Genomic DNA, 6350 nt, shown 5'->3' on the forward strand with positions numbered 1-6350 from the left:
ACTATTTAGATAATAGTTATGGTTATGACCGATCAGGAAAGAAACCAGACTATCGAGCCCCTCTAAATTGGTACGTTAAGAAGTTATCACCTGGCTTCCAGGCAGTCGTTTGTGATATTCATTTTATTGCCAACGGCGGAAAAGATAGTCCAGACCTCTATCGTTCAGTTTTTTTCCCTGTTTCTTCACATCAATTTATCCGAATCAATTTTGATTTCGGTGGTGTTGATATCTTGAATGATGAAATGAGATCGAAACCGTTATTGGCACTCTGCGATTCTATTATTGATTCAATGCGTTTAGATGTGGGTAAATCGATTCAGGAAGAGTGGGACAAAGTGAAAACCACTTGCCCCGATATGTCGATCACGGAAACTTTTGGTGAATTGTCTTGGCCGCTTATAAAAGAAAAGCCCAGTAAAAAGCCGAAGGAATCGGATATTACACCCAGCGAAGTTCAAAAAGCGGTGCTATTTAAACAGTGATTAAGGTTCTGGCGAGCTAATGTTCCGAGATTAAATGAGGTCTATTGCATCTCGAGCCAGAACCCCCCCTACTCCCCTTCCGGCGTATGCCCCAACCAAATGGCCATCAGTGCCGCGCGGCTATTAACGTTAAATTTCCGATAAATAGAAACCACGTGCTTATGGGTGGTGTCGACTTTTTGTCCGAGTGATTCTGCGATTTGTTTTTCTGTCTGGTCTGTCAACAACAGTTGTAAAACACGCTTCTCGGTCGGTGTCAGCGCCGCTTCGGCAATGAGCAGGCCGTGATGGAGCAGAACCTGTTTGTGGAACCACTTCAGGCTGCGCAGGCAATCGCTGGCGAGGTCGAGATCAGCCTGGCTGAATTGCGGCTTGGATATTGAGCGGTTAAAGCAAAAATAGGCTTCAGAGTCTTTGTTCACCGGTGCGATAACAAACATTGTATCGCCAAGGCCACGCGATCGGTAATGGCGATGGTATTGAGGAGTGGAATAATACGCATCGGTGACGTGATCTCTGAGAAACAAGGAGCGAAAGCGGCCGCTTTGGCGCACATGATTGTAAGAGCTCTCGTCAATAATCCCTTCGTGCTCATCGAGTTGTGCACCGCGATACACTTTTTGATCGTGAATTTCTTCAGCAGGATAAAACACCGGACCCAGTCGCCAGCCCAGTAGCGGATCATTCTCTGACGGAGACATGCGATAAGCCGACAGCCAATAGCTGTGGTCGGCGTCCACCAACGTGCAGATGCTGTTCAGTAAATATTTTAGTGCCTGTTCAGCCTGGGCGGCTGGCCAGTCAGCCAGCTTATCCCAAATCTGATGGATGTGTGTCTGTTGCTCTTCCATGTGGTTCAACAGATTAAATCACCATAATCCCGTCGGCTTCTACCATGGCGCCTTTAGGCAATTGTTTAACGCCTACTGCAGCGCGGGCCGGGTAAGGCTCGTCAAAATACTGCGCCATGACTTCGTTGACGGTGGGAAAGTTGTTCAGGTCTTCCAGAAAGATACCCAGCTTGACGATATTGGCCAGTGAGCCGCCAGAGGCTTCGCACACAGCGCTGAGGTTCTTAAACATCTGATGTGCCTGGGCTTCGAAGCCGCCGTCGACCAGTTCCATGGTTTGCGGGTCGAGCGGGATCTGGCCAGACAGATAAACGGTGTTATTCACTTTAACCGCTTGTGAATAAGTGCCGATGGCGGCAGGTGCGTTTTCGGTATTGATGATTGCTTTGTTTGTCATGTTCAAGTCCTTCTTTATCGGTTCCGCAGCGTTGTGACTCTACGCTGGGTTCATGGCTCTTATGAATAAAAAACGGGAGAGGAGGAAAGCCCCTCTCCCGCGTTTTGTATGAGTATTGTGTATCAGTTTTTACTTCGGGTGATCTTGATGACCGCGCTGATGAGTTTTAGACGACGCATGATGTGCGCCAGATGCACGCGGTTGTGGACGCCGAGACAGAAGCGAATCACGGAGTTGTGAGCGTCCCGTTCGTCCACGTTAACCTGTTCGATGTTGCCTTTGAGTTCGGCAATGCGTGTGGCCAGCGAGGCGATAATGCCGCGCTCGGATTGCACTTCGACGCGAATGTCGGCCAGAAACTCGCCGGTTACGGTAGGCGCCCAGTTAACCGCACTGATCTTTTCCGGATTGTGGCGCAGTTCGGAAATATTGCGGCAGGTATCGCGGTGTACGACCAGTCCTTTACCGGCACTGATATGGCCGATGATCGGATCGCCGGGAATCGGGCGACAGCAACGGGCGAAGCTGATCATCAGGCCGTCGGTGGAGTCGATCATCAGCGGCGAATAAATATTGCCGCTGCTGGTGCTGGTGGTTTTGTCCGAAGCCAGAATCTTGGCCACGGCGTGCGCAATGCGGTTACCCAGACCGATGTCTTCCAGCAGGGCGTCCAGCGACGCGGTATTGGTGGCGCTGAGCAGAACCTGAGTCTGATCGTCCGTCAGGTCTTTCAGCTCGATACCCTCGTCCAACAGCGCGCGACCGAACATGCGTCGGCCCAGCTCAATGGATTCATGGTGGCGCTGGTTTTTCAGGAAGTGGCGAATACCACTGCGCGCCCGTCCCGAGGTGACAAAGTTGAGCCAGTTGGGGTTCGGTTGAGCACCGGGCGAGGTGATGATCTGGATCTTCTGCCCGCTCTGCAGGGTTTGCGACAGCGGCGCCAGACGGTCGTTGATGCGACAGGCCACGCAGCGGTGCCCTACATCGGTGTGCACGGCGTAGGCAAAATCCACCGGAGTCGCGCCGGAAGGCAGCTCCACAATTTTGCCCTTGGGCGTGAACACGTAGACCTCGTCCGGGAACAGGTCGATCTTCACGTTCTCGATAAATTCCAGCGAGTCGCCGGCGCGCTGCTGCATTTCCAGCAAGCCCTGAATCCACTGGCGTGCCCGAGCGTGTGAGCCGCTGGGCATATCGTCGTCGCTGTCGGACTTGTACAGCCAATGAGCGGCGATGCCGGAGTTGGCCATCTCGTCCATCTCTTTGGTGCGGATCTGCACTTCGATGGGTACGCCGTGCATGCCCACTAGTACGGTGTGCAACGACTGATAGCCATTGGCTTTAGGAATGGCGATGTAGTCTTTGAACTCGGTAATGACCGGCTTGTAGAGATTGTGCACCGCGCCCAGTACCCGGTAGCAGGTATCGACGCTGTCGACGATGATGCGGAAGGCGTAGACGTCCATGATTTCCTTGAACGACTTCTTCTTATTGCGCATCTTCTGATAAATACTGAACAGGTGTTTCTCGCGACCGATCACCAGGGAGTTGATCTGTTCACGCTCCAGACGCAACTCGATGGCGTTCTGAATTTTCTCGACTAACTCTTTGCGGTTCCCGCGAGCCGTCTTAAGCGCAGTTTGCAAGCGCTCACTTCTAAGCGGATACATGGCGGCAAAACCGCGGTTTTCCAGCTCCAGACGGATGTTGTTCATGCCCAGACGCTGGGCAATCGGGGCGTAGATTTCCAGGGTTTCCTTGGCGATGCGACGTTTCTTCTCGGGCTTGAGAGCCCCGAGGGTGCGCATGTTGTGCAGCCGATCGGCCAGCTTCACCAGAATCACGCGGATGTCTTTGGCCATCGCCAGCGCCATCTTCTGGAAGTTCTCGGCCTGTTTCTGTGCCTGGGTTTCAAACTCAAACTGAGTCAGCTTACTGACGCCGTCCACCAGCTCGGCCACGGGTCCACCGAACTGCTCGGTGAGGGCGTCTTTGGAAATGGTGGTGTCTTCGATCACGTCGTGAAGCATGGCGGCCATCAGGCTTTGATGGTCCATGTGCATGCCGGCCAGAATGGTGGCAACTTCCAGAGGATGGGTTACATAGGGTTCGCCACTGCGGCGGCGCTGGCCTTCGTGGGCTTGTTCTGCGTAGAAGTAGGCACGCTTAACGCGATTGATCTGATGCGGTTCGAGATAGGAGGAGAGCCGGTGGCCCAAGGACTCAAGTGTTTGCATCGGGGTCCTGTATCGGTTGATGTCTGGGGAAAGTGGGGATTGACCCCACTTTTGCCCCAGCTTATTACATCTGCGGCGCTGTGTCGTCGATAACGAACTCTTCGAAATCGTCCTGCTCTTCTTTCTGAGTCAGGATGCTGGCGTCGATGAAACCTTCTTCGATTTCGCGCAGTGCGATAACGGTTGGCTTGTCGTTTTCTTCCGGTACAAACGGGTCCTTGCCGCCAACAGCGATTTGACGAGCACGTTTGCTGCTAACTAGAACCAATTCAAAGCGGTTGTCTACATGATCAAGACAATCTTCTACAGTAATACGAGCCATTTGTATGCCTTTTTAACGAGTGCTCCGCCCAGTGCGGAGCGAATAATACAGAGCGGGTGAATCCTGTGTGTCCGGCCTGACAGTCGTCGCGTCTTGTGGATCGCGATGGAGTAATAATGACTGAGTCCGAAAAGGTCGGCCAGTGTACGCAAAACAACCAGTTAGGACAATAGCAAAGTAGCCTCAGGGCAATAGCAAAGCGATCTTAGGGCACCGATACCGTGATATTAGGACAGTAATATCAAGACAACAGCGACGCCAGCAATTGCCCGTGTCTTTGCTGCTGATTTTCCAGTGTCAGACGGGTGGAGAGCAGAACGGCCTGAAAATCCTTCAGCGCGACATCAAAATCATCATTGATAATGACGAAACTGGCTTCCACATAATGGGACATCTCACTGATGGCTTCCTGCATGCGCGCATCGATAATACTGCTGTCGTCCTGTCCGCGACCGGTCAGGCGGCGAGTCAGCTCTTCCCGCGACGGCGGCAGGATAAACACGCCCACGGTTTCCGGGATTAGGCGTCGCACCTGCTGGGCGCCCTGCCAGTCGATCTCCAGAATCACATCGGTGCCGCTGTCCAGCGTATCTTTCACCCACTGGGTGGAGGTGCCGTACAGGTTGCCAAACACCTCGGCGTGCTCCAGAAACGCATTGTCTTTCACCATATTGGTAAACAGATCGCGATCCACAAAGTGGTAGTTGACCCCATCTTCCTCACCCGGGCGCATGGCGCGAGTGGTGTGAGAGACGGACACCATGACATTGTCGGTGTTGTCGATCAGGGCCTTTACCAGGCTGGTTTTGCCCGCGCCGGAAGGGGCGGAAACGGTATAGAGAGTGCCGCGTGAGCTCATGGGTCTGCTTCTGTGCCTTTTATGGTGTTCTTGAATAACGGTTAATCATACGTGAGGCTGCCCGGATCCACCATCCCACAGGCTCAAGCCTCTTACGCACGCAAAGCCCCTTAAACACAAAAAGCCCCTTACGCACACAAAAGCCGTTATTCGAACTTTTTGAGTTCTATACATCAATTGCGGTATGACGCCTGAATTGCTCTCTCATACTATAGTGTTAGTAGCTGCTTGTTGCCCGCCAGAGCCTACAGGATGTGGCGATTTTAACCGGGTTCCTTGCGTGGAAACCTGAGTGTTAAAGCGACTGGGCGGGCAACGCAGCTGCTGCTTGAGGAGGAAACAATCACAGGGACGTACAACTGACGCATTGAAACCTTGATAAGGATGGATCGAGATTATGATGAAACACGCACTAACCACCCTGTTTGCTCTGGGCTTGTTGAATCTGAGTCCCCTGATATTGGCTGACGATATGGCTGCCACCTGTGCGGCTCTGCAGATGCAGTTGTCCAAGATGGATGCAGAAACCCGCCGGAGTATGAATCAGGGCCCTGTGGCGGAGATCATTAAAAAGTGCAGCAAGGAAAACACCAGCAGCTACAAGCAAGCCATGTCCAGCGGCACCCTCTACTGCAAGTCCGGTGATCTCTGCGCCCAGTACGACTTTGAATTGGCGTCGGATCGCAAAATTTACGAGCCTTCCTGCGCTCAGGTGGCCAGCTGCCCGTCTAATTACAGCGATAAGTGCACACTCAACAACGATAAGGTGAGAGGCGGTGAGGGCACTGTCGACTGGACGCTCTATGCCTACAACGGACTGGTGCGCGATTCCGCCAAGAATCTTAAATGTCGTTAAGAGGTCTGTTCATAACGACATCGTGAGTGGTCTCCCCCGACTGGGGTTGACGATTCCGGGTTGAGCGCTCCGGACAGCAGAATTTTCACAATGTCCTGCTGACGATTCACGCCCATCTTCTCGAACACATGGCGCAATTGCGTGCGCACGGTCAGCACACTGACCTGGTTGTGTTCGGCAATGTCCTTTAGCGCCATGCCGTTGGCCACCATAATTGCCACTCTCGCCTCGGCAATGGTCAGTTGGTAAACTTCCATCAGGCTTTCGTGGCGGATGTGCACCGCCAGATTCGGATCGGTCAGATAGAGCGTCACCGCTTTGGCTGGCAGGATCAGGTTTT

Annotated in this window: 7 protein-coding genes and 1 pseudogene; 2 read left to right on the forward strand and 6 right to left on the reverse strand. The window is 53.0% G+C overall.

The window, feature by feature from the left end:
• Positions 1–485: pseudogene (locus ACTG33_RS15465) on the forward strand (hypothetical protein); the annotation flags it as partial.
• 68 nt (positions 486–553) lie between these two features.
• On the opposite strand, the gene ACTG33_RS15470 reads toward ACTG33_RS15465, so the two are convergent.
• From ACTG33_RS15470 to gmk, 5 genes are all read right to left on the reverse strand, one after another.
• Positions 554–1336, reverse strand: coding sequence for a response regulator transcription factor (locus tag ACTG33_RS15470; protein ID WP_439136121.1), 783 nt, complete (start codon positions 1334–1336; stop codon positions 554–556).
• Between the two features lie 13 nt (positions 1337–1349).
• Positions 1350–1733, reverse strand: a complete 384-nt coding sequence (locus tag ACTG33_RS15475; protein WP_439136122.1) for a RidA family protein — start codon at positions 1731–1733, stop codon at positions 1350–1352.
• Positions 1734–1855: 122 nt separating this feature from the next.
• Positions 1856–3973 carry a bifunctional GTP diphosphokinase/guanosine-3',5'-bis pyrophosphate 3'-pyrophosphohydrolase gene (gene spoT / locus ACTG33_RS15480; protein ID WP_439136123.1) on the reverse strand — a complete coding sequence of 706 codons (2118 nt, stop codon included), beginning with the start codon at positions 3971–3973 and terminating at the stop codon, positions 1856–1858.
• A 64-nt stretch (positions 3974–4037) separates the two neighbouring features.
• Positions 4038–4295 (reverse strand): DNA-directed RNA polymerase subunit omega, encoded by a 258-nt coding sequence (gene rpoZ, locus ACTG33_RS15485; protein WP_439136124.1) that lies wholly within the window; start codon positions 4293–4295, stop codon positions 4038–4040.
• Positions 4296–4536: 241 nt separating this feature from the next.
• Complete coding sequence (gene gmk / locus ACTG33_RS15490) at positions 4537–5154, reverse strand: guanylate kinase (protein ID WP_439136125.1); 618 nt, start codon at positions 5152–5154, stop codon at positions 4537–4539.
• A 397-nt stretch (positions 5155–5551) separates the two neighbouring features.
• Between gmk and ACTG33_RS15495 the strand changes: the two genes are divergently transcribed.
• Positions 5552–6010 carry a hypothetical protein gene (locus tag ACTG33_RS15495; RefSeq protein ID WP_439136126.1) on the forward strand — a complete coding sequence of 153 codons (459 nt, stop codon included), beginning with the start codon at positions 5552–5554 and terminating at the stop codon, positions 6008–6010.
• On the opposite strand, the gene ACTG33_RS15500 is transcribed toward ACTG33_RS15495, so the two are convergent.
• On the reverse strand, positions 6007–6350 hold a 344-nt coding region (locus ACTG33_RS15500; protein ID WP_439136127.1), incomplete at its 5' end, for a helix-turn-helix transcriptional regulator. The genes ACTG33_RS15495 and ACTG33_RS15500 overlap by 4 nt on opposite strands.

Origin of the sequence: Pseudomaricurvus sp., assembly GCF_965662505.1 — a bacterium.
In the GTDB taxonomy this organism is placed as follows: domain Bacteria; phylum Pseudomonadota; class Gammaproteobacteria; order Pseudomonadales; family Cellvibrionaceae; genus Pseudomaricurvus.